We start from the raw sequence: 1,080 nt of genomic DNA, 5'->3' as shown, positions 1-1,080 counted from the left end.
AGACGCTGATCACCACCGGCCTGGTGCACGTGGCCGGCGAGGTGACGACCAAGGCCTACGCGGACATCGCGACCCTGGTCCGCGGCAAGATCCTGGAGATCGGCTACGACTCCTCGAAGAAGGGCTTCGACGGCGCCTCCTGCGGTGTGTCCGTCTCCATCGGCGCGCAGTCCCCGGACATCGCGCAGGGCGTGGACACGGCGTACGAGTCCCGGGTCGAGGGCGACGACGACGAGCTGGACAAGCAGGGTGCGGGCGACCAGGGCCTGATGTTCGGCTATGCCTCCGACGAGACGCCGACCCTGATGCCGCTGCCGATCTTCCTGGCGCACCGCCTGTCCCGGCGCCTGTCCGAGGTCCGCAAGAACGGCACCATCCCCTACCTGCGCCCCGACGGCAAGACGCAGGTCACCATCGAGTACGACGGGGACAAGGCCGTCCGCCTCGACACCGTGGTCGTCTCCAGCCAGCACGCCTCCGACATCGACCTGGAGTCGCTGCTCGCGCCCGACATCCGCGAGTTCGTCGTCGAGCCCGAGCTGAAGGCGCTCCTGGAGGACGGCATCAAGCTGGACACCGAGGACTACCGCCTGCTGGTCAACCCGACCGGCCGCTTCGAGATCGGCGGCCCGATGGGCGACGCCGGCCTGACCGGCCGCAAGATCATCATCGACACCTACGGCGGCTTCGCGCGGCACGGCGGTGGCGCCTTCTCGGGCAAGGACCCGTCCAAGGTCGACCGCTCGGCCGCCTACGCGATGCGCTGGGTCGCCAAGAACGTCGTGGCGGCGGGCCTGGCCTCCCGCTGCGAGGTCCAGGTCGCCTACGCCATCGGCAAGGCCGAGCCGGTCGGCCTGTTCGTCGAGACCTTCGGCACCGCCAAGGTCGACGCCGAGCGCATCGAGAAGGCGATCGACGAGGTCTTCGACCTCCGCCCGGCCGCGATCATCCGCGACCTGGACCTGCTCCGCCCGATCTACGCCCAGACGGCGGCCTACGGCCACTTCGGCCGCGAGCTGCCCGACTTCACCTGGGAGCGCACGGACCGCGTGGACGCCCTGCGCAAGGCCGCGGGCCTGG

1 protein-coding gene is annotated in these 1,080 nt (G+C 70.4%); it reads left to right on the top strand.

Annotation, left to right across the window (positions count from 1 at the left end; all coding sequences use genetic code 11):
* A partial coding sequence (gene metK, locus AQJ66_RS36610; protein WP_061931263.1) for a methionine adenosyltransferase occupies positions 1–1,080 on the top strand: 1,080 nt, incomplete at both ends.

Origin of the sequence: Streptomyces bungoensis, assembly GCF_001514215.1 — a bacterium.
Classification (GTDB): domain Bacteria; phylum Actinomycetota; class Actinomycetes; order Streptomycetales; family Streptomycetaceae; genus Streptomyces; species Streptomyces bungoensis.
The sequence above is the reverse complement of the archived record's forward strand: the minus strand, read 5'-3'. Positions and strand labels throughout refer to the sequence as shown.